Source organism: Streptomyces sp. HD, assembly GCF_028369295.1.
Taxonomy (GTDB): domain Bacteria; phylum Actinomycetota; class Actinomycetes; order Streptomycetales; family Streptomycetaceae; genus Streptomyces.
Genome location: NZ_JAQMYP010000003.1, coordinates 1 through 21,563, shown reverse-complemented (window position 1 = coordinate 21,563; position 21,563 = coordinate 1). Strand labels below are relative to the sequence as shown.

The 21,563-nt window shown below is 69.1% G+C and carries 15 protein-coding genes and 2 pseudogenes; 8 read left to right on the top strand and 9 right to left on the bottom strand.

What is annotated here, in order from left to right; translation table 11 throughout:
• Nucleotides 1-2: 2 nt before the first annotated feature.
• Nucleotides 3-248: pseudogene (locus POF73_RS03535) on the top strand (arabinan endo-1,5-alpha-L-arabinosidase); the annotation flags it as partial.
• On the opposite strand, the gene POF73_RS03530 reads toward POF73_RS03535, so the two are convergent.
• From POF73_RS03530 to POF73_RS03495, 8 genes and pseudogenes are all read right to left on the bottom strand, one after another.
• A complete protein-coding gene (locus tag POF73_RS03530; protein ID WP_272112937.1) occupies nucleotides 247-1,905 on the bottom strand; it encodes a pyridoxal phosphate-dependent aminotransferase in 1,659 nt (552 codons plus the stop codon). The pseudogene POF73_RS03535 and the gene POF73_RS03530 sit on opposite strands and share 2 nt — an antisense overlap.
• A gap of 127 nt (nucleotides 1,906-2,032) precedes the next feature.
• Nucleotides 2,033-3,100 (bottom strand): annotated as a pseudogene (locus POF73_RS03525) (aldose epimerase family protein); the annotation flags it as partial.
• 56 nt (nucleotides 3,101-3,156) lie between these two features.
• Nucleotides 3,157-4,401, bottom strand: a complete 1,245-nt coding sequence (gene mmsB / locus POF73_RS03520; protein ID WP_272112936.1) for a multiple monosaccharide ABC transporter permease — start codon at nucleotides 4,399-4,401, stop codon at nucleotides 3,157-3,159.
• Entirely contained in the window at nucleotides 4,398-5,948 is a 1,551-nt protein-coding gene (mmsA, locus tag POF73_RS03515; protein WP_272112935.1) for a multiple monosaccharide ABC transporter ATP-binding protein, read from the bottom strand. The genes mmsB and mmsA overlap by 4 nt, the downstream gene beginning before the upstream one ends.
• A 32-nt stretch (nucleotides 5,949-5,980) precedes the next feature.
• Nucleotides 5,981-7,093 (bottom strand): multiple monosaccharide ABC transporter substrate-binding protein, encoded by a 1,113-nt coding sequence (gene chvE, locus POF73_RS03510; RefSeq protein WP_443049403.1) that lies wholly within the window; start codon nucleotides 7,091-7,093, stop codon nucleotides 5,981-5,983.
• A 140-nt stretch (nucleotides 7,094-7,233) separates the two neighbouring features.
• A complete protein-coding gene (locus POF73_RS03505) occupies nucleotides 7,234-8,202 on the bottom strand; it encodes a hypothetical protein (RefSeq protein ID WP_272112933.1) in 969 nt (322 codons plus the stop codon).
• A gap of 123 nt (nucleotides 8,203-8,325) precedes the next feature.
• A complete protein-coding gene (locus tag POF73_RS03500) occupies nucleotides 8,326-9,330 on the bottom strand; it encodes a zinc-dependent alcohol dehydrogenase (RefSeq protein ID WP_272112932.1) in 1,005 nt (334 codons plus the stop codon).
• Between the two features lie 31 nt (nucleotides 9,331-9,361).
• Nucleotides 9,362-10,525 carry a mandelate racemase/muconate lactonizing enzyme family protein gene (locus POF73_RS03495; RefSeq protein WP_272112931.1) on the bottom strand — a complete coding sequence of 388 codons (1,164 nt, stop codon included), beginning with the start codon at nucleotides 10,523-10,525 and terminating at the stop codon, nucleotides 9,362-9,364.
• Nucleotides 10,526-11,280: 755 nt separating this feature from the next.
• On the opposite strand from POF73_RS03495, the gene POF73_RS03490 reads away from it, so the two are divergent.
• The 6 genes from POF73_RS03490 to POF73_RS03465 all read left to right on the top strand — a co-directional run bounded on the left by POF73_RS03490 (nucleotide 11,281) and on the right by POF73_RS03465 (nucleotide 18,502).
• Complete coding sequence (locus POF73_RS03490; RefSeq protein ID WP_272112930.1) at nucleotides 11,281-12,321, top strand: LacI family DNA-binding transcriptional regulator; 1,041 nt, start codon at nucleotides 11,281-11,283, stop codon at nucleotides 12,319-12,321.
• Nucleotides 12,322-12,481: 160 nt separating this feature from the next.
• Nucleotides 12,482-13,483 (top strand): ABC transporter substrate-binding protein, encoded by a 1,002-nt coding sequence (locus tag POF73_RS03485; protein ID WP_272112929.1) that lies wholly within the window; start codon nucleotides 12,482-12,484, stop codon nucleotides 13,481-13,483.
• Nucleotides 13,484-13,714: 231 nt separating this feature from the next.
• Entirely contained in the window at nucleotides 13,715-15,253 is a 1,539-nt protein-coding gene (locus tag POF73_RS03480) for a sugar ABC transporter ATP-binding protein (RefSeq protein WP_272112928.1), read from the top strand.
• Nucleotides 15,250-16,359: an ABC transporter permease gene (locus POF73_RS03475; RefSeq protein WP_272112926.1), complete on the top strand. Its 1,110-nt coding sequence runs from the start codon at nucleotides 15,250-15,252 to the stop codon at nucleotides 16,357-16,359. Before POF73_RS03480 ends, POF73_RS03475 begins: the two co-directional genes overlap by 4 nt.
• The gene (yjfF, locus tag POF73_RS03470) at nucleotides 16,356-17,387 is read left to right on the top strand and encodes a galactofuranose ABC transporter, permease protein YjfF (protein WP_272112925.1); all 1,032 of its coding nucleotides are present in this window, start codon (nucleotides 16,356-16,358) and stop codon (nucleotides 17,385-17,387) included. The genes POF73_RS03475 and yjfF overlap by 4 nt, the downstream gene beginning before the upstream one ends.
• Before the next feature lie 209 nt (nucleotides 17,388-17,596).
• Nucleotides 17,597-18,502, top strand: a complete 906-nt coding sequence (locus tag POF73_RS03465; protein ID WP_272112923.1) for an SCO2400 family protein — start codon at nucleotides 17,597-17,599, stop codon at nucleotides 18,500-18,502.
• Between the two features lie 58 nt (nucleotides 18,503-18,560).
• Here the strand turns inward: POF73_RS03465 and POF73_RS03460 are convergent, their stop codons facing one another.
• On the bottom strand, nucleotides 18,561-19,901 hold the full coding sequence (locus tag POF73_RS03460; protein ID WP_272112922.1) for a diacylglycerol/lipid kinase family protein: 1,341 nt from the start codon (nucleotides 19,899-19,901) through the stop codon (nucleotides 18,561-18,563).
• Between the two features lie 108 nt (nucleotides 19,902-20,009).
• Here POF73_RS03460 and POF73_RS03455 point away from each other — a divergent pair, with 108 nt between their 5' ends.
• Nucleotides 20,010-21,449, top strand: coding sequence for a DUF2252 domain-containing protein (locus tag POF73_RS03455; RefSeq protein ID WP_272113187.1), 1,440 nt, complete (start codon nucleotides 20,010-20,012; stop codon nucleotides 21,447-21,449).
• Nucleotides 21,450-21,563 lie beyond the last annotated feature (114 nt).

Genomic DNA, 21,563 nt, shown 5'->3' with positions numbered 1-21,563 from the left:
GCATGAGCCGCACCCTCCGCACTCCCCGCAGGCGCACCGCCCTCCTCGCCCTCCCCGCCGCCGCCCTCCTCGCCCTGATCCCGTCCTCGGCGTCGGCCTACCCCAACCCCGGCCGGGTCACCGGCTCCGTCGTCACGCACGACCCGACGATGCTCCGCACCTCGTCGGGCCAGTACCTGCTGTACGCGACCGGCGGCGGCATCGCCGCCAAGACGTCGTCCGACCGCACCGCCTTCAGCGCGGGCGCTACCCGGCCTGTCCCATCCCTGCCGGATTCGGCCAACTCTGCGCGTTCGGCCACCCGGTGGCCGGTGCGGGAGTGAGCCCCGGACCCGTCGTACCCCGCACCTGCGCGGCCGTGAGCCCACCCCGAGCCGGCACCCCGGGCGGGGTGGGTGCGGGCACCGCGGCCGCGGCCGGCGCCACGGGCGACGGGAACGGCATCGGCGCGGGAGCGACGGGTGCGGGAGCCGGCATGGGGGCGACGGGTGCGGGAGCCGGCATGGGGGCGACGGGTGCGGGAGCAGGGGCCGGGGCTGGAGCAGGGGCCGGGGCGGGCGCCGGCATCGGGGCCACCGGAGCCGGCGCGGGCATCGGCATGCCGGTATCCTGCGGCACCCCCTGCGGCTGAGGCGCCGCAGGCGCGGGCGCGGGCATCGCTGCGGCCATCGCCTGCGCGGCGATGCCGGGCATCCCGGCGCCGTTGGTGGAGCTGACCAAGCGGTCCACGGCCGCCGTACCCGAGCTGTAGTTGGTCCCTGTACCGAGCTCGGGTACGGCGGCTCCCCTCCTGGTCCCGTAGAGCACCTGTTCCAGGCCGGACACCAGGCGACGCACGTCCACCTGGGGGCGCACCACGAGTCGCAGGAAGCGGCTGGACGAACCGATCTTGTTGCCGCACTCGCGGACCAGGATCCGGTGCTCGGTGAGCAGCCGGTCCCGGACCACCGTGCCCTCGGCGCCCACGGGGAGGCGCACGAAGAGGAAGTTGCCCTGTGACGGATAGACCGTCAGACCGGGCAGCTGGGCCAGATGGCTGGCCATGTCGAGACGGTCGCGCCGCACCTGGTGCAGGCTCTGCGCGTACTCGGCTCCGTGCTCCTTCAGCATGAACACCACGTGCTCGGCGAAGGCGTTGAGGTTCCACTTGGGCAGCATCGAGCGGACCATGCCCGCGAGCGCCGGGTTGGCGACCAGATAGCCGAAGCGGATGCCGTGCAGACCGAAGTTCTTGCCGAGGGAGCGCAGGACGATGACGTTCGGGCGGAGCATCGCCTCCTGGACGACCGACGGCTCCTGCTCGGCGTCGGCGAACTCCAGGAAGGACTCGTCGATGATGACCAGGTCCAGGTCGGCCATCGCGTCCATGAACTGCACGAGCGCGTGCTTGTGGAGGTAGCCGCCGTCGGGGTTGTTCGGGTTGCAGATCACCGCGACCCGCGTCCCGCGGGCGCGGATGAACTCGGCGTACTGGGCGAGGTCCAGGGCGAAACCGCTGGACTCCTGCAGCGGGAACATGTCGACCCGCTTGCCGGTCTCCATCGGCTGGTCGGTCCAGCGGCCGAACGTGGGGACGGGGATGGCGAGGGACTCACGGACCAGCAGGTGATCGATCCAGGTGATCAGCTCGGTGGATCCGTTGCCCATCGCCACGCACTGCGGCGGAAGCTGGAGCAGGCTGCACAGTTCGGCGGTGATCGTGTCGGCGCTGCTCGGGTAGTACGTGATGATGTCCCGCAACCGGGACGCCATGTCCTGGAACATCTCCGGCGTCGGGAAGTACGGGTTGCAGGGAATGCAGAAGTCGACCGGACCGGCCCCGTCGCCGCCCTCCCGCGTCAGCGCCGCCATTGACGGGCTGTGTGCCGCGGTGCTGCGGAACAGCGAGGTGACGTTGTCGGCCACATGGAACCTCCGTGTTTGGGTGGCCCGCGCGGGGGAGCACGGGCCGCCCATACATACGGAGGCTGGGGTGGCGCTGTTCAACCACTGAGAAATCGGTGAGAACTTGTGTGCCACCTGTGAAGATCCGTCAGCAGGTGAACGAGTGCACCGTCGTCGAACGGTACGTCTGCCCGGGGCGCAGCACCGTCGACGGGAACGACGGCTGGTTCGGCGAGTCCGGGAAGTGCTGCGTCTCCAGGCACAGCGCGTCGCCCTGCCGGTAGACGTTGCCGCCCGAACCGACGAGCGTGCCGTCGAGGAAGTTGCCGGAGTAGAACTGCAGGCCCGGCTCGGTGGTCGCCATGCGCAGGGTGCGGCCGGAGGACGGGTCCTTCAGCGTGGCGCACCACTCGGGGCGCGGCGAGATGCCCTTGTCCAGCACCCAGTTGTGGTCGATGCCCTGGGCGTACAGCAGCTGCTGGTGGGCTTCGCGCAGGTGCTCGCCGATTCGCCTGGTGCGGAGGAAGTCGAAGGGGGTGCCCGCGACGGGGGCCGGCTCACCGGTGGGGACGAGGCCCGAGTCGACGGGGGTGTAGCGGGACCCGGCGATCTTCAGCTCGTGGTTCTCGATCGTGCCGCTGCCCTCGCCCGCGAGGTTCCAGTACACGTGGCTGGTGAGGTTGACGACCGTGGCCTGGTCGGTGGTGGCCTCGTAGTCGATGCGCCAGTCGCCGTGCTTGGTGAGGGTGTACGTCACCTTCACCTTGAGCGTGCCCGGGTAGCCCATCTCGCCGTCGACGGAGGTGTAGTGCAGGTGCAGGCCGACGTCGGAGCCCTTGGTGAACGGCTCGATGTCCCACACGCGCTTGTCGAAGCCCTTGGCGCCGCCGTGCAGGCTGTTCTCGCCGTCGTTGACGGAGAGCTGGTAGGCCTTGCCGTCCAGGGTGAACCTGCCCTCGCCGATGCGGTTGCCGTAGCGGCCGATCAGCGCGCCGAAGTACGGGCTCTTGGCGACGTAGTCCTCGATGTTGTCGAAGCCCAGGGAGATGTTGGCGTACCGGCCGCGCCGGTCCGGGACCTCCAGGGACTGCACGATGCCGCCGTAGGAGAGGACCTTCATCCGGGTGCCGCCGTTGGCCAGCGCCCAGCTGTGGACCTTCGTGCCGTCGGCGAGCGTGCCGAAGAGCGACTTCACCGGCTTGTTGCCTCTCTTGGCGCCGTTACTGAGGAAGCGGAAGGGCCCCGCCTTCCGGCGGGACCCTGTGCTTGGACCTACGAACCGACCTTGCGCTTGTTCCACACGTCGAACCCGACCGCCGTCAGGAGCACCAGGCCCTTGATGACCTGCTGCCAGTCGGTGCCGATGCCGACGAGGTTCATACCGTTGTTCAGCACACCCAGGACCAGGCCACCGATGATCGCGCCGAGGACGGTGCCGACGCCGCCGCTCATCGACGCACCGCCGATGAACGAGGCCGCGATCGCCTCCAGTTCGAAGTTGAGGCCGGCCTTGGGCGAGGCGGCGTTGAAGCGGGCGGCGAAGACCAGACCCGCCAGAGCCGCGAGCATGCCCATGTTCAGGAAGATCAGGAAGACGACCTTCTTGTCCTTCACACCCGACAGCTTGGCCGCGGGCAGGTTGCCGCCGATGGCGTAGATGTGCCGGCCGATGATCGCGTTGCGCATCACGTAGCCGAAGCCGACGAGCAGCGCACCCAGGATCAGCAGCACGATCGGGGCGCCCTTGTAGCTGGCCAGCAGCATTGTGATGGTGAGCACGGCGGCGCCGATCGCCACCAGCTTGAGCAGGAAGAGGCTGGTGGGCGGCACGTCCAGCGCGAACTCCTGCTGCCGCCTGCGGTCACGGAACTCCTGGAGCACCACGAAGCCGATCAGGGCGAAGCCCATCAGCAGCGTCAGATTGTGGTAGTTGGTCTCCGGGCCGACCTCGGGCAGGAAGCCGTTGGCGACCTTCTGCAGACCCTCGGGGAACGGGCCGAGCGTCTGGCCCTCAAGGAAGATCTCGGTCAGACCACGGAAGATCAGCATGCCCGCCAGGGTCACGATGAACGACGGTATGCCGAGATACGCGATGAAGAACCCTTGCGCCGCACCCGCGAGCGCACCGATGGCCAGACACAGCACAACGGCGAGGACCCATGGTATGTCGTTCTTGACCATGAACACGGCTGCCATCGAGCCCACGAACGCCGTCAACGAGCCGACCGACAGGTCGATGTGGCCCGCGATGATGACGAGCATCATGCCGATCGCGAGGATCAGGATGTAGCTGTTCTGCAGCACCAGGTTGGAGACGTTGCGCGGCAGCAGCAGGTCGCCGTCGGTCCACACGGCGAACAGCACCACGATCAGGCCGAGGGCGATCAGCATGCCGTACTGCCGCATGTTGCGGCGCATGCCGTCCAGCACCAGTTGGAGCAGGCCGTCGTCCGCGGCCCCTGAGCTCTTGCCCGGCGGCGCGGGGGCCGGGTTCTTGGCGGTCACATCCGTGCTCATCGGGATACCTCTTTGTCCTTCGTCATCTGACGCATCAGCGATTCCTGCGAGGCCTCGGCCCGCGAGAACTCACCGGTCAGCCGCCCCGCGGCCATCGTGTAGATGCGGTCACACATGCCGAGCAGTTCGGGCAGCTCGGAGGAGATGAAGACGACCGCCTTGCCCTGGGCGGCCAGCTGGTCGATGACCGTGTAGATCTCGTACTTGGCACCGACGTCGATGCCACGCGTCGGCTCGTCCAGGATCAGCACATCGGGACCGGCGAAGATCCACTTGCTGAGGACGACCTTCTGCTGGTTGCCGCCGGACAGCTTGCCCACCGGCTCGAAGACGGTCGGCGCCTTGATGTTCATGGACTTGCGGAAGCCCTCGGCGACCTGCCGCTCCTCGTGCTCGTCGACCACGCCCCGCTTGGCGACCTTGCCCAGCGCGCTGAGCGAGATGTTGCGGTTGATGGTGTCGATGAGGTTGAGGCCGTAGTGCTTGCGGTCCTCGGTGACGTACGCGATGCCGTTCCTGACCGCCTCGGGGACGGTCTTCGTACGGATCTCCTTGCCGTCCTTGAACACCTTGCCGCCGTGGTAGCGGCCGTACGTCCGTCCGAAGACGCTCATGGCGAGCTCCGTACGGCCGGCGCCCATCAGGCCGGCGATGCCGACGATCTCGCCGCGCCGGACCTGGATCGACACGTCGTCGACGACCTTGCGCTGCTGGTCGATCGGGTGGTGCACGGTCCAGTCGCGGATCTCCAGCGCGGGCGCCGCGCCCTCCTCCGGCTCGTGCGGGGTGCGGTCGGGGAAGCGGTGCTCCAGGTCCCGGCCGACCATCCCGCTGATGATCCGGTCCTCGGTGGTCTCCGGCGACTTCACATCGAGGGTCTCGATGGTCTTGCCGTCGCGGAGGATCGTCACCGAGTCGGCGACCTTGCGGATCTCGTTGAGCTTGTGGGAGATGATGATCGAGGTGATGCCCTGCTTCTTCAACTCCAGGATCAGATCCAGGAGTTTGCCGCTGTCCTCGTCGTTCAGGGCCGCGGTCGGCTCATCCAGGATGAGCAGCTTCACCTTCTTCGACAGCGCCTTCGCGATCTCCACCAGCTGCTGCTTGCCCACGCCGATGTCGGCGACGCGGGTGTCGGGGTGGTCGGACAGACCGACCCGGCGCAGCAGTTCGGTGGCGTGCCGCAGGGTCTCCCGCCAGTCGATGAACCCGCCCTTGGCGTGCTCGTTGCCGAGGAAGATGTTCTCCGCGAGGGAGAGGAACGGCGACAGCGCCAGCTCCTGGTGGATGATGACGATGCCGCGGTGCTCGCTCGCCCGGATGTCCTTGAACTCGCAGACCTCCCCCTCGAAGAGGATGTCCCCGTCGTAGGTGCCGTGCGGGTGGACGCCGGAGAGGACCTTCATCAGGGTCGACTTACCGGCGCCGTTCTCCCCGCAGATGGCGTGGACCTCGCCCTGCTGGACGGTCAGCGTGACGTCCGACAGCGCCTTGACGCCGGGAAAGGTCTTGACGATCGAGCGCATTTCCAGGACGGGTCCCGCCATGGTCGTGCCTTCCAATCAGAGTGGTCCGGCGGTTACTTGAGGTCGCTTGCCTTGATGTAGCCGGAGTCCACGACTTCCTTCTGGTAGTTGGTCTTGTCCACGGAGACCGGCGTGAGCAGGTAGGCGGGGACGACCTTGGAGCCGTTGTCGTAGGTCTTGGTGTCGTTGACCTCGGGCTTCTTCTTGTTGAGCACCGCGTCGACCATGTTCGAGGCCACCTTGGCGAGTTCGCGGGTGTCCTTGTACACGGTCATCGACTGCTCGCCCGCGATGATCGACTTCACCGAGGCGACCTCGGCGTCCTGACCGGTGACGATCGGCAGCGGCTTGCTCTTGGAGCCGTAGTCGTCCGACTTGAGCGCCGAGAGGATGCCGATGGAGATGCCGTCGTACGGCGAGAGCACCGCGTCGACCTTGTCGGACTTGTAGGCCGACGTCAGGATCTCGTCCATGCGGTTCTGGGCCTTGCCGCCGTCCCAGCGCAGCGTGGTGACCTGCGTCAGCTTCGTCTGGCCGGACTTGACGACGAGCTGCTTCTTGTCGATGTACGGCTGCAGGACCTTCATCGCGCCGCCGAAGAAGTAGCGCGTGTTGTTGTCGTCGTTGGAGCCGGCGAACAGCTCGATGTTGAACGGGCCCTTCTTGGAGCCGTCCTTCAGGCCGAGCTTGTCGACGATGTAGCCGGCCTGGAGCTCGCCGACCTTCTCGTTGTCGAACGACGCGTAGTAGTCGACGTTCTCGGTGCCGAGGATCAGGCGGTCGTAGGAGATGACCGGGATGTTGGCGTCCTTGGCCTGCTGGAGCACGTTGTTCATCGACTTGTTGTCGATGGCCGCGACGATCAGCGCCTTCACACCCTGCGTGATCAGGTTCTCGATCTGCGAGACCTGCTGGTCCGGGTCGTCCTCGCCGTAGACCAGCCGGGTCTTGTAGCCCTTGGACTCCAGGTCCGCGACGACGTTCTTGCCGTCGGCGATCCAGCGCTCGGAGGACTTGGTCGGCATCGCGATGCCGATGGTGGCGCCCTTGGTGTCCCCGGCTTCCTCCTTGCTGCCGCCTTCGCCGCTCTGGCCGCAGGCGGACAGGGTGAGGGCGAGGGAGGCGGCGGAGGCTATGGCGGCGAGTGCGGCTCTGCGAGTGCGCATGGTCATCATCCTTGATGTGTGTGAGCAGGGCTCGGTCTGGCGAAGCGAGGACGCGTGTCGAGGGCCGTGCGGGTAGACCGAGGGTGTGTGGGATTGTGTTCGACTGCGTCGTCTTCTGTGAAGGGGGTTTGTCCGGAACGTTATGCGGGAGTTTCGAATCGCTTCAGCGTTCCGGGCAGCCGTGAACCGAGCGGCGCCATGTCGCCGTCCGCTCCGTGCCGCGCGAGGAGGTCCAGGGCCAGCCGGCCGCGCCGTACGCGTTCCTTGGCCGTGGACAGCGTGAGGTCCCGCATGTGGTTCCCGTAGGGGTAGATCCCGGGGGCCTTCGACAGACCGAACTTGAGGTAGAGCGGTGCGCCGCGCCGGATCAGCTCGGCGACCTCGTACATCCGGATGTAGCCGCCGAGGTCGTCGGGGGCCTCGATGTACATGTCCATGGGGGCGGCGGAGACCCGCCGTATCTCGGTGAGATGGTCGAGCGTCAGATCGCTGGGCACGTTGATCGAGTCACCGCCCAGGTTCTCGTACACGGCGTACGCGGTCGGGTTGACCGGACCGATCAGCGCCGACACCTTGAGGGTCGTGTCGGCCGGCAGGATCCCGGCGCCGCGGGCCCGGTGCAGCGTCCACAGCACACCCTCATCGGCGACGAGCAGGCACTTCACGCCCAGCTCGGTCGCGCGTACGGCGTCCTCCACGCATCCGGCGACCGCGTCGTGTCCGCGGGCCCTGAGGCCGGCGCCCTTGGAGTCGGTACGGGTGGAGCCGCCGATGTCCCACGTGCCGCGCGGGCCGGTGAACAGGCAGAGCTCGATGTCACGCTCGGCGGTGGCCTCCACCATCTCGGTGATCTCGGCGTCGGTGAGCATCCAGATGCCGCTGCCCTGGCTGATCCGGTGGATCGGCACATCGAGCCGCGAGGACTCCTTGAGGACCACGGCGAGCGCCTCGGGCCCCTCGACGGAGGGCACCTCGGTGCGCCAGCGGCCACCGTCGGGGAAGGTGTGCGGGGAGGCGTCGGAAGGGTCGAGGGCGGGCGTGCCCAGACCGAGCGCGGCGAGGGCCTGCTCGCCGGGTCGGCGTGGCGCCGGGGCAGCGGTGTCAGTCACTGAATGTCCTTCGCGTTCGATATTTCGGACGGAGTTCGCGGCTCTGGGTACAGCAAGATTGTGGATGTACGCCGGTACGGGGTCGTCAGGTACCCCCGTACCGGCGTACGGCTCAGGGGCGGTTCATGGCCGCAGCAGGACCTTTCCGACCTTCGGGTCGCCGGAGCCCACCAGCTCGATGGCCTGGGCGAACTGCTCCAGCGGCAGCTCGTGCGTGACGAGCGGCAGTGGATCGAGGAGCCCGGCCCCGAAGACCCGCACCGTGTGCGCCCAGGCGTCCGGCGCCGCACCGAACACGGTGTGCACCTCCAGCTGGCGTACGACGAGATCCGTCGGGTCGAGCCCGTCCGCGCCCGCCGCGGGGATCCCCGTCAGGACCAGCCGCCCGCCACGCCGCAGCAGGGCGGCGGCGGTGCGCGCCGCGTCCGCGGACCCGGCGGTCTCGATGACGACGTCGAAATCGTCGGGGAGCTGCTGGTCCTTGGTGCGGAAGTCCGTGGCGCCGAACCGCTCGGACAGCTCGGCCCGGTCCGGACGGGTGCCCACGACGAGCAGCTCGGCCGGGGAGGCGGCCTTCAGGAACTGAACGGCGAACATGCCCAGCGTCCCGGTGCCCACGACCGCGACCCGTTCACCGGGAACGGCCCTCGCCTTGAGCGCGGCGGCCGCGATGCACGCGGCCGGCTCCAGCAGTGCCGCCGCCGTCAGATCCGCGTCGTCCGGGAGGACGTGCAGCAGACGGGCGGGGAGTGTGAGCGTGGTGGCCATGGCGCCCGGCTGGGTGAAGCCGGTCTCCTCGTAACCCGCGGTGCACAGCGTGGTCTCGCCCGCGTGACAGCGGTCGCACACCTGGCAGTTGCGGAAGCCCTCGCCAACCACCTTGCGGCCCACAAGACTTGAGGGGACGCCGTCCCCGACCGCGGTCACCGTCCCGGACCACTCGTGGCCCGGGGTGAGGGGGTAACGGACGTACCCCTCGGGCCGGTTGCCCTGGAAGACCTCACGGTCGCTGCCGCAGATCCCGGAGGCGTGCACCCGGACCAGGGCCTCGCCGGCCTCCGGCTGCCGAGGCTCGTGCGGCACCAGCCGGTGCTCGCCCGGAGACTCGATCACCACGGCGGTACTCACTGAAGCCCCCTGGAGCCGGACCGGCGGGTGCTCACTTGTCCCCCTTGGGCTTGCGCTGCTCCCAGCCCTCGGCCCACAGGTCGAAGCGAGCCTGCTGCTGCGGGAACTCCGCCGCCGCGTCCACGTCCAGCTCGACACCGAGACCGGGCTCGTGGGACAGGTGGAAGCAGCCGTCCTCGGGGTTCACCTGGGGGGCGCCCTTGACGACCTTCTTGATCTCCGCGTCCGCGAAGTCATTGAAGTGCTCAAGGATCTTGAAGTTGGGTGCGGTGAAGCCGACCTGGAGGGAGGCGGCGGTCAGCACCGGCCCGCCCACGTTGTGCGGGGCCACCAGCGTGTAGTGGGTCTCGGCGGTGGCGGCCAGCTTGCGGGTCTCCCAGATGCCGCCGATGTGGCCGACGTCGGGCTGGATGATGTCGACGGCCTGGCTCTCGAACAGCTCCCGGAACTCGATCCGGTCGTGGATGCGCTCACCCGTGGCCACCGGGATGTCGACCTTGGCGGCGACCTTCTCCAGCGCCTTCAGGTTCTCCGGCGGGCACGGCTCCTCCAGCCACGCGGGCTTGAAGGGCGCCAGCTCCTTGGCGAGGCGGACGGCGGTGGAGGGCGAGAACCGGCCGTGCATCTCCAGCATCAGCTCGGCGTCCGGCCCGATCGCGTCGCGCACGGCCTCGATCAGCGAGACGGCGTACAGGCTCTCCTTGTGGTCCAGCTCGAAGTGGCCGGTGCCGAAGGGGTCGATCTTGAGCGCCCGGTACCCGCGCTCCATGACGCCCTGCGCCGCCTTGTGGTAGGCCTCGGGAGTGCGCTCCGTGGTGTACCAGCCGTTGGCGTACGCCTTGACCTTGTCGGTGACCTTGCCACCGAGCAGCTGCCAGACGGGGACGCCGAGGGCCTTGCCCTTGATGTCCCAGCACGCCATCTCGATCACGGCGATGCCGGACATCACGATCTCGCCGGCCCGGCCGTAGTCGCCGTACTTCATGCGTCGTGTCAGGTCCTCGACGGCGAAGGGGTCGGACCCGAGAATGTGATTGGTCTTCGCCTCGTGCAGATAGCCGAGCAGCGCGTCGGTGTGGCCCAGCATGCGGGTCTCGCCGACTCCGGTGAGTCCCTCGTCGGTGTGCACCTGCACGTAGGTCAGGTTCCGCCACGGCGTTCCTACCACGTGTGTGCTGATTCCCGTGATGCGCACGGTACTCCCTGTCCTCTTCGGGTCTGGCCGTTCGAAATTTCGTAAGGCGTTCGAAATTCTGGTCGCGACAGTAGGGACGACCCGGTTGGAGTGTCAATGGGTCGAACGGGTAACGGTTTTGGGTCGACCATCGAGTGGCAGTAAATAGGCGGAAATATCCGTCACTTGAGCCGCGAAAAATGGCACTCATTGTGCGCGTGATGACCCGGATGTTGCTCCCGTCCAAGGCGGGTACCGGGGTGTCCCGGCGGGGCGGGCGGTCCCCGTGGGGCGGGCGTCGACCGATTGTTTCCGGCCGTGCGGGCATGGGTCGGGCGATGGCCGGTCCGCACGGTCCGGGCTGCCGAGGTGTGGTCCTGGCAGGTGAATCGGCCCTTGTGTCGCCCCGGTCCAGGGTGGCGGGGTGGCTCGCGTCAACGCGTTCGGGCCAAGAGGGTGTTACCGGGCGGGGCGCGCGCTGGAACGGGCCGCCCCGGCAGCGCTCGGCGACCGGCGTGTTATTCAACCGTGATGACAGACCTGATGCAGCCCTCTTGACCGCCATGAATTGTTAGCGCTCACAATGACGTCCGCGCTCATCGGTCATCGCCCCACGGCATCTGAGGAGATATGAGCGTCATACCCGAAGTGCTCCAACTCGCCTTGCCGCCCTGTGTCCTGGGGCGTTCCGGAACCCCGGAGTGAAGCCGGTCGAGCGGATTCGTCCGCCCACGGCACAGGTCTTATCGGCAGACGACCGTCAAGGAGGTGCGGCCGTGACCAACTCGCAGTTGCGGCCGCCCACCATGGCCGATGTGGCACGCCTGGCCGGTGTGTCCCACCAGACCGTCTCCCGCGTACTGGGCGATCACCCCAATGTGCGGGACGCGACCCGGGTCAAGGTGCTGCGTGCGATCGAGGAGATGGGCTACCGGCGCAACTTCTCCGCACGGGCACTCGCCACCCGGCGCACCCGGACCCTCGGTGTGGTCGCCTCCAGCACCACGCTCTACGGGCCGGCCAGCACACTGTTCGCGTTGGAGGAGGCGGCGCGTGCCCAGGGGTATCTCGTCTCCACGGTCAGTCTGCGCGAGCTGACGGTCGAGACCCTCGCCGAGGCGCTGAACCGTCTCAGCGAGGGCGGGGTGGAGGGAGTGATCGCCCTCGCCCCGCAGCGCTCGGCCGTCCAGGCCCTCGCCGAACTCCGCCACCCCTTCCCGGTGGTGGCCGTGGGCACCGGGTCCGGCGCCGAGATCCCGAGCGTCAACGTCGACCAGCATCTGGGCGCGCGGCTGGCCACCGGCCACCTGCTGGCCGCCGGCCACCGTACGGTCTGGCACCTCGCCGGACCCGAGTCCTGGCAGGAGGCGCTGGACCGCACCGTCGGCTGGCGGGAGACCCTGGAAGCGGCCGGCATCGAACCGCCGACGCCGCTGCGCGGGGACTGGAGTCCGCTGTCGGGCTACCGGGCCGGCCAGGAACTGGCGGGCTGGGTGGGCCGGGGCCTGACCGCCGTCTTCGTCGCCAACGACCAGATGGCGCTGGGGGTGTTGCGGGCCCTGCGTGAGGCGGGGGTGCGCACGCCCCAGGACGTCGCGGTGGTCGGCTTCGACGACATCCCGGAGTCGGAGTTCTTCGCCCCGCCCCTCACCACCGTCCGGCAGGACTTCTCGACGGTCGGTCAGCGGAGCATCGCCCTGCTGCTGGACCTCATCGAGGGCCGGACCCCGTCCGGGACGTCCACGGTCGAACCTCAACTCGTCGTTCGTGCCAGTACGTTCCCGTACCTCCCGCAGTCGGGGACGGCGCCCGGCTGACGCTCCACCGACGCCTCGCCGTCCTTTCATCCACTTCCATATGGCCGATATTTCGAACAATGATCGACAGGTTGGACGTGCCGCGGCCGGCCGGTCCCACCGAGTGACAACCGAGTCCCAGGGGCCCATCCCCGGACCGGCTCTTCAAAGGAGAAGACACATGCTCAACAGACGGAACTTCCTCACCGCGGCGGTCGGCGTGGCGGCCGCGGGCACCCTGGCGGCCTGCGCCAAGGAAGACGGCGGCGGCTCCGACTCCCCCGGCGGCGGCAAGGCGATCACCCTCGGCTTCGCCCAGGTCGGCTCCGAGAGCGGCTGGCGCACCGCCAACACCGACTCGGTGAAGTCGGCCGCGAAGGAGGCCGGTATCAACCTCAAGTTCTCCGACGCCCAGCAGAAGCCGGAGAACCAGATCTCCGCGATCCGCAGCTACATTGCCCAGGGTGTCGACGTCATAGCCTTCTCGCCGACGGTCGTCAAGGGCTGGGACGTGGTGCTGAAGGAGGCCAAGGCCAAGAACATCCCGGTGGTTCTCACCGACCGCTCCATCGAGACCTCCGACGACTCCCTCTACGTGACCCTGGTGGGCTCCGACTTCACGGACGAGGGCCGCCGCGCCGCCAAGATCCTGGAGAAGGTCCTGGAGAAGGCCGGCCACAAGGGCCCCGTGAAGATCGCCCAGCTGGAGGGCACCACCGGTTCCGCCCCGGCGATCGAGCGCGCCAAGGGCTTCAAGGAGGTCATGGACGCGGAGCACAAGGACGACTGGAAGATCGTCGCCAGCCAGAGCGGTGACTTCACCCGCGCCGGCGGCAAGCAGGTCATGGCGGCCTTCCTGCAGTCCAACCCGGACATCGACGTGTTGTTCGCGCACAACGACGACATGGGTCTCGGCGCCATCCAGGCCATCGAGGCGGCCGGCAAGAAGCCCGGCAAGGACATCCTCATCGTCACGATCGACGGCGTGAAGGACGGCTTCGTCGCCATGTCCGAGGGCAAGATCAACGCCATCGTCGAGTGCAACCCGCTGCTCGGCCCCCAGCTGATGGAGGTCGTGAAGAAGGTCAAGAACGGCGAGAAGGTCGAGCGCTGGGTCAAGACCAAGGAGAGCGACTTCATGCAGGACCAGGCCAAGGCCGCGCTCCCCTCCCGCAAGTACTGACCACCGCACCCGCCGGCAGGAGCCTCTGGCCGACCGGAGCCCGGTCGGCCAGGCCCTGTGGGCCTGCGGCAGCTCGACACATCAGGAGCGCCGCCGAGACTCCGCCCCACGTGAGGGGCTTGCAGTCAACGGCTGCGGTCCAGCCCGAACCGACCCCTTGCGGGCGCAATCAACCGAACACGAACTGAGTCCCCACCGGGTAAAGCCGGTGGGTCCCTCACTAGGAGAGGTATGGCAGAGCCGAGGCCCGTTCTGGAGATGACGGGCATAGTCAAGGAATTTCCGGGGGTACGGGCTCTGTCGGGCGTCGACTTCCGGCTCTTCCCCGGCGAGATCCACGCCCTCATGGGCGAGAACGGCGCGGGGAAGTCCACGCTCATCAAGGTGCTGACCGGGGTCTACTCCCTGGACGGCGGCACCGTCACCCTCGACGGCAGGACGGTGCACATCGGCAGCCCGCTGCAGGCGCAGCAGGCCGGCATCAGCACCGTCTACCAGGAGGTCAACCTCTGCCCCAACCTGTCGGTGGCGGAGAACATCTTCATCGGACGTGAACCCACGCGAGCGGGCCGTATCCAGTGGAAGCGGATGCGCAAGGAGGCCGCGGAGCTGGTCGACCGGCTCGGCCTCGACATCGATGTGACCGCGCCCCTGTCCTCGTACCCGCTGGCCGTGCAGCAACTGGTCGCGATCGTACGGTCGGTGGGCACCGGAGACAGCGACGGCGAGGGCTCCGGCACCAAGGTGCTGGTCCTGGACGAACCCACCTCCAGCCTCGACCGCGACGAGGTCCTCGAACTGTTCCGCCTGATGCGGCAGTTGCGGGACGAGGGCGTCGCGATCCTCTTCGTGTCGCACTTCCTCGACCAGATCTACGAGATCTGCGACCGGATGACCATCCTGCGCAACGGCACCCTGGTCGGCGAGCACATGGTCCGCGACCTCGACCAGGTCGGGCTGATCGAGCTGATGATCGGCAAGGCCCTGGACCAGCTGGAGGGGTTGCACGAGCACCAGCTGCGCTCCGACGTCGGCGAGACCCTGGTCCAGGCCGAGGGGCTGGGCCGCACCGGTGGCATCGCCCCCTTCGACCTGGAGATCAGGAAGGGCGAGGTGGTCGGCCTCGCCGGGCTGCTCGGCTCGGGCCGCACCGAACTGGCCAGGCTGCTCTTCGGCGCCGACCAGCCCGACAGCGGCAAGGTGACCATCGGCGGCGAGAAGGTCTCGATGAGCGCCCCGAACGACGCCATCGGCGCCGGTGTGGCGTTCTGCTCGGAGAACCGCAAGACCGAGGGCCTCGTCCCCGAGCTGACAGTGCGGGAGAACATCATTCTCGCCCTCCAGGCGGCGCGCGGCTGGACCCGGCCCATCCCGGCCGCCCAGCGCGACGAACTCGTCGCCAAGTACATCAAGGCGCTGGACATCCGCCCCGCCAACCCCGAGGCCAGAGTCGGCCGGCTGAGCGGCGGCAACCAGCAGAAGGTGCTGCTCGCCCGCTGGCTGATCACCCAGCCTCAGCTGCTGATCCTCGACGAGCCCACGCGCGGCATCGACGTCGGCGCCAAGGCCGAGATCCAGAAGCTCGTGGTGTCCCTCTCCGAGGACGGCATGGCCGTGCTCTACATCGCGGCCGAGCTGGAGGAGGTTCTCCGCCTCAGCCACACCATCGGCGTGCTGCGCGACCGCAAGCTGGTCGCGCGACTCACCAACGGGCCGGAGATCACCACCAGCAAGATCCTGGAGACCATCGCGAGCGGAGAACACGAATGAGCACCCCACCCAATGCCGCGACTTCCCGCTGGCGAGCGCTGACGCACCACAACCTGTTCTGGCCGGTAGCGGTCCTGGTCGCCCTGCTGCTCGTCAACATCCCCTTCACCCCCGACTTCTTCGCGATCAGGATGACGGACGGCCACCTCTACGGCAGCCTCGTCTCGATCGTGCTGTTCGGCTCGCCGCTGATCCTGGTGGCGGTCGGCATGACCCTGGTCATCGCCACCGGCGGCATCGACCTCTCCGTGGGTGCCGTGGTCGCCATCACCGGCGCCCTGACCTGCTCGTACATCAGTGATCAGGCCGACCAAAGCGCCCTGGCCGGAGTCTTCCTGGCCATGGGCATCGGACTGGTGGCGGCGGTCGTCTGCGGCCTGTGGAACGGCTTCCTGGTCGCCCGGATGGGCATTCAGCCGATCATCGCGACCCTCATCATCATGGTCGCCGGACGCGGTGTCGCCCAGCTGATCACCGACGGCCAGATCATCACCATCAACAGCGAGCCGTACAAGCTGATCGGCGGCGGCTACTGGCTGACCCTGCCCTTCTCCATCTTCGTGGTGGCCGCGGTCGTGGCCATCACGGTGGCCCTGACCCGCCGTACGGCGCTCGGTCTGCTCGTGGAGTCGGTCGGCGGCAACGCCGAGGCCAGCCGCCTGGTCGGCATCCGGTCCCGGCGCATCAAGATCATGGTGTACGTCTTCTGTGCCCTGTGCGCGGGCATCGCGGGCCTGATGATCAGCTCCAACACCTCGGCCGCGGACGGCAACAACGCCGGCCTGTGGATCGAGCTGGACGCGATCCTCGCCGTCGTCCTCGGCGGCACCTCGCTGCTCGGCGGGCGGTTCTCGATCGGCGGCACGGTGGTCGGCGCCCTCGTGATCCAGACCCTGACCACCACGATCTACACCATCGGCGTGCCCACCCAGACCAACCTGGTCTTCAAGGCCGTCGTCGTCATCGTCGTCTGCCTGCTGCAGTCCCCCAAGTTCCGGGCCAAGGTCTTCGGTGCCAAGGGCCCCAAGGGGTTGCGCCGGGCCGCCGCCCCGGCGCCGGCCGCTCCCGCCGCCGACGCCGCCCCGAAGATGGAGGTGTCGCAGTGAGCGCGACCACCAAGACCCCCACGGTGCCGGAAGGCCGTACGGTGTCCCAGGCGTCCGCGGTCACCCGCCTGCTCGGCGACCGGCGGCTGCCCGTCCTGGTCACGGTCACCCTGTTCCTCGCGATGTACATCACCGGCCTCAGCCGGTACCAGAACTACGGGTTCGGTGAACCGCAGGTCTTCCTCAACCTGTTCATCGACAACGGCTATCTGCTGGTCGCCGCCGTCGGCGTCACGTTCGTCATCATGTCCGGCGGCATCGACCTGTCCGTGGGCTCGGTGATCGGCTTCACCACCATGTTCACGGCATGGCTGGTGGAGCGCCAGGGCCTGCCGCTGCTGCTGGTCGTCCCGATCGCCCTGGGTGTGGGCGCGTTCGGCGGCTTCCTCATGGGCTATGTGATCCACAACTTCGAGATCCAGCCGTTCATCGTGACCCTCGCCGGCCTCTTCCTCTTCCGGGGCCTGTGCCTGGTCATCAGCAAGGAGTCCATCTCCATCAGCGACTCCACGGTGAGCGACCTGGCCCAGACACGGGTGTCGCTGGGGCTGGGGGAGCTGTCGATCGGAGCCGTCGTGGCCCTGGTCGTCCTCGCCGCCGCCTTCTACATCCTCCACTACACGCGCTTCGGCCGCCGGGTGTACGCCATCGGCGGCAACGAGCAGTCCGCGCTGCTGATGGGGCTCCCGCTGGGCGGCACCAAGATCGCCGTGTACACGATGAGCGGCTTCTGCTCGGCGCTGGCCGGCCTGTTGTTCATGCTGTACATCCAGTCCGGCGACCCGCTGCACGCCGTCGGCATGGAACTCGACGCGATCGCCGCGGTCGTCATCGGCGGCACGCTGCTGACGGGCGGCTCCGGTTACGTCGTGGGCACCGTGTTCGGTGTCCTCGTGCTGGGCCTGATCAAGAGCATCATCCAGTTCGAGGGCACGCTCAGCTCCTGGTGGACGAAGATCGCCACCGGTGTGCTGCTCTGCGCGTTCATCCTGATCCAGCGGACGATGACGGCCCGTAAGCAGACCTGACCCGAAGGGCGCTCCGCACCGACGCGGTCCGTCACACGCCCGCCGTGTGACGGACCGCGTCGGCGTCTTTCGGCACTCGGCGCCGGAGGGATCGCGGCGAATGGTCGGGCTTGACCTCAACCGAGGAATCCGGAAGGGCCAGTTCCATACATAATCTTCACGAGAGGCCCTAGGAACGATCCATCTGCGGAACCTAGTCTTCCCGCGTCATGGACTACTGCCACCCGTGCCGACGGCACCTGAATGGCGCCCTCGCCTGCCCGGGATGCGGCGCCGCGGTCGAAGAGCTGCGCGTGTACGCGGGCCCGGGCGAGGCCTATCCGCAGATGCCGCCCATGGCCCAGCAGATACCCGCCCAGACGGCCGTGCAGGGGGCTGCGCACTCGTACGACGGGTACACGGGGCAGTACGACGGGCAGTACTCGGGTGCCGCGTACAGCGGCGGCACGTACGGCGGTGCCGAGTACCAGGAGGACACCTACCGCAGCGACGAGGACCACGCTCGTGACGACCGCGACAACGCGGCCGACGGCCATGACGACGGCCCGCGGGAGCGCGACGACGACCCCGCTGACGACGACTGGGACGACGACGAGCCCGCGGGCGGCGTGAGCCGTCGTGATCGCAAGGCTGCCGCGCATCGGCGCCGCCGTCGCCGCGTCCTGCTGATCGCCGCCGGGTTCGTCCTCGCGGCGGGCGGTCTGAGCCTCGCGGAACTCGGCATGGACGCCCCGGGGTCGAGCCCGAAGCCCGCGGCGGCCGGGGACGAGTCGGCGGAGGGCGCGGCCTCGGACGAGGTGTCCGCGTCCCCGGAGACGACGGACGGGGCAACGGGCACGGACGGGGACTCCCCGTCACCGGATCCCTCGGCGTCTCCCTCGGCCTCGAAGTCGCCGAAGGACGAGGACGGCAAGAAGAAGGACGAGGACAAGGCTTCCGACAAGGACGAGGGGGCGGGCACCACGGGCGGCGGTTCCGGAACGTCCACCTCGGCCCCCACCCCCACGTCCGGCCCGGAGACCCAGCAGCCCACCGAGAAGCCGACCACGTCGGTCCCGACCCCGGATCCGACGCCGTCGGAGACGTGCAACCGGTTCCTCTGGTGGTGCACGTAGGCAGATCGTTGCGCTGGTGGTGCACGTGGACCGTCCACCGGTCACGCACCAGGGCTGTTCACTTCTGCAGTGCCAGTCGCCCCAGCTCCCGCCAGTCCATCCGCGGTTTCGCCTCGGGTACGCCCGGCCGCTCCCGTGGCACCCGGACGCGCAGGGCGCCGGGTGCTATGCGGCAGGTGACGGGCGAGGGCAGCTGGAGGGCCTCGCCGTCGACGCCGACGGGGACGTCGGGGGCGTCGGAGTCGACCACCACCTCGCTGTTCGTCAGCAGGGTGAGCCCGCGCGCGTGCCCGCCCCGCAGCAGCCCGGCCGCCTGCGCGGCGTTGTCGACCTTGATGCCGATCACACCGAGAACCCCGGAGTCCAGCCGCGCCCGTCGCCCGAGCCCGGCCGCGTCGCCCAGCTGATAGGGGTTGTTGCTGATCAGGACCCCTTGGGGGGCGTCGATGACCGAGTCGCCGGCGCTGACGGTCAGACGCGGCCCGACCTGGTGGGTCAGCAGGTCCGGTAGCTCCCGCAGGATGGTGTGCACCTTGTCGTCGCGGTACGCGGGGCTCTGCACGACCGCCGCGTACACCCCGAAGGACGCGTTGTTGACGAAGACGCGCTCACCGATGAGACCGAGGTCGATACGGAGCTCGACCCCGTCGGTGAGGGCGTCCAGACAGGTCGACGGGTCGTCCCGGTCGAGGCCGAGGTCCATGGCGAAGTGGTTGCGCGTCCCGGCGGAGATCACCAGGAACGGCAGCCCGTGCCGCGCCGCCACCCCCGCCACCAGCGCCTGGGTGCCGTCCCCTCCGGCGACCCCGAGCAGGTCCGCGCCCCGCGCCACGGCCCCGCGGGCCAGCTCCGCGACGTCCTGCGGGTGAGCCGGGTCGAGTACGGCGACCTCGGCGCCGAGCGCCCGGGCCTTGGCCACGAGATCGAACCGGCCCACCTTTCCGCCCCCCGAGCGGGGGTTCATGATGAGGAACGGCGCCGTGGGCGGTGCGGCGGGATGCTGCCGGGGAGCGGCCGGTGTGCGGTCGGCGCCGAGGGCGGCCCGTCCGATCAGCGCCGCCACGACCCACAGCGCCAGCGTCGCCAGCACGGCCCACAGCAGGCCGACCGTCGCGTAGCTCCCCAGCACCGCGAGCGGCAGGAGTGCGGCCAGGGCGGCGGCGAGCGCCCGGGCCAGGCCGTGCCGGGAGAGGGCCCACCACAGCGCGGCCGCCGTGACGGCGAGCCCCGCCGCGCCGACACCGAGCAGCGCCAGGCTCCGTACTCCGGCGGACGCCAGCAGCAGGGCGATCGCGGCGGCCGCGACCAGCAGTGCCAGACGCGCCGCCCACCGCTGAGCCGCCGACCGGGGACGCCCGGCCGTACCGGACGTCCCGGCGGGCTTTGGTGAACCGCCCACAGGGGCATCGCACCGCCCGTGCCCCGGCCCCACATCACCTGTTCCGGGTGATCCCACCGGGGCACCGGGTTGTGACCATGCGGGCAAGGAGGTCCGGTCATGGCCACGATGCACGACGGTCCGCTCTCGCCGATGAACTCCCCCATGAAGCAGGGGCCGCTCTCGCCGGCCGAACGCGCCACACTCGGCAAGGAGGCGCGCATGCGCGTGCCGCGCTCCTCCCACGCCGTCTACGCGCCCGACGAGAAGCGCCCGGACCCCGTCGACATCATCGAGCGGCAGTCCGCCGGCCGGGTGCACGAACTGGTTCCCGTCCGGTACGGCCGGATGCTCGAATCGCCGTTCCGCTTCTACCGGGGCGCCGCGGCGATCATGGCGTCCGACCTCGGCGCCAGTGCCCACACCGGGCTGTACGCCCAGCTGTGCGGCGACGCGCATCTGCTGAACTTCCGGCTGCTGGCCTCCCCGGAACGCCATCTCGTCTTCGACATCAACGACTTCGACGAGACCCTGCCGGGCCCGTTCGAGTGGGACGTCAAGCGGCTCGCCGCGAGCCTGGTGATCGCCGGCCGGGCCAACGCGTTCCCGGCGAAGCGGTGCGACACCCTGGTCCGCGCCGCGGTGGAGGCCTACCGCAAGCGCATGTGGGAGTTCGCCGGGCTGCGCACCCTCGACGTCTGGTACGCGCGCGACGACTTCGACCAGATGCAGATGCTCCTCGACCAGCCGCTGCGCAAGGACGACGAGCAGCGGGCCTCCCGTGCCTCGGCGAAGGCCCGCAGCCGGACGAGTCTGCAGGCGGCCGCGAAACTGACGCGGGTCGAGGACGGCGTCCACCGGATCATCTCGGACCCCCCGCTGATCACGCCGCTCGACGAACTGCTGGCCAGCGCGGAACGCGGGGAACTGGAAGAGATGCTGCGCGACCTGATCGCCGGCTACATGAGCACCCTGTCGTCGGAGCGGCGGCATGTGCTGAGCCGGTTCCACGTGGCCGACATGGCGCGCAAGGTCGTCGGGGTCGGCAGCGTCGGCACCCGCTGCTGGATCGTCCTGCTGCTCGGCCGCGACGACGAGGACCCGCTCCTGCTCCAGGCCAAGGAGGCGGGTGAGTCGGTCCTCGCGCCCTACTGCGGGGCGAGCGAGTACGAGAACCAGGGCGAGCGCGTGGTCGCCGGGCAGCGGCTCATGCAGGCCGCCAGCGACATCTTCCTCGGCTGGAAGCACGTCACGGGCATCGACGGACGTGAACGCGACTTCTACGTGAGGCAGTTGCGGGACTGGAAGGGCATCGCCCGCCCCGAGACCATGGACGCCGAGACCCTGGCGCTGTTCGCCCGGATGTGCGGCGCCTCCCTGGCCCGCGCGCACGCCCGCTCCGGCGACCCGATCACCATCGCCGCCTATCTCGGCCGCGGCGACTCCTTCGAGCGGGCCCTGGTGGAGTTCGCCCGGTCCTACGCCGACCAGAACGAACGCGACCACCGGGCACTGGAGGAGGCGGTGACCGAGGGCCGCGTCACCGCCCGAACCGACCTGGCCGCGTGACCCGGCCACCTGCCGAGTGATGCCACCTACCGAGTGATGCCACCTACCGAGTGATGCCGCGTACGGCGTGATGGTGCTCGGCCGTCCCCGCCCCGGTTGTCTGTCGCGTGATGG